Below are 499 nucleotides of genomic sequence, written 5' to 3'. Positions count from 1 at the left end.
ACTGATCAGCGGGGAAAATGCTCCTACCGTAGTCAATCTGGCAAAACTCAAAACGGGTAGCCTGGCGGTGACTCGCGGGGTTATCCAGGCCCTGAAACGTGATCCGGACAGTGGGGCTTTGGTGAGTCGGTTGGCCAGTGAGTTAGCGATGGCAGACACCATTGAGACCGCGCTCACTATGCGGCGAATGTTGATAACCGGACAGGCAGAGCCAAATGCGGCTGCTCAGACGCAAGCTATGGAAGAGAGTGATCGTCGCATTGCGATACTGGACAGAGAAATTGTCGCGCTGAAGAATGAAATGGAGCTGCGCCGGGCGATTGCACAAAATACTGCACTGACCGCGCTTGAGCGTGAACAAAATCGGGTAGAACTCAACAACCACCGACTAAAGTCGGTGGGTTAGTGATTAACGGACTGAAAGTCCGGATACGCATCGGCTGAACGATGCGTCAATTGTCCATCCTGAAGTTATCATCCGGGTTTGGTTCAAAATGAT

At 52.5% G+C, this 499-nt stretch carries 1 pseudogene; it reads left to right on the top strand.

Going from position 1 to position 499, the window contains the following annotated elements:
- Nucleotides 1–406: pseudogene (locus C5470_RS22210) on the top strand (integrating conjugative element protein); the annotation flags it as partial.
- Between the last annotated feature and the right edge of the window lie 93 nt (nt 407–499).

Origin of the sequence: Photorhabdus stackebrandtii (assembly GCF_011189495.1) — a bacterium.
GTDB classification, from domain to species: domain Bacteria; phylum Pseudomonadota; class Gammaproteobacteria; order Enterobacterales; family Enterobacteriaceae; genus Photorhabdus; species Photorhabdus khanii.
Note: the sequence above shows the minus strand (reverse complement) of the source record. Positions and strands in the feature narration are given on the sequence as shown.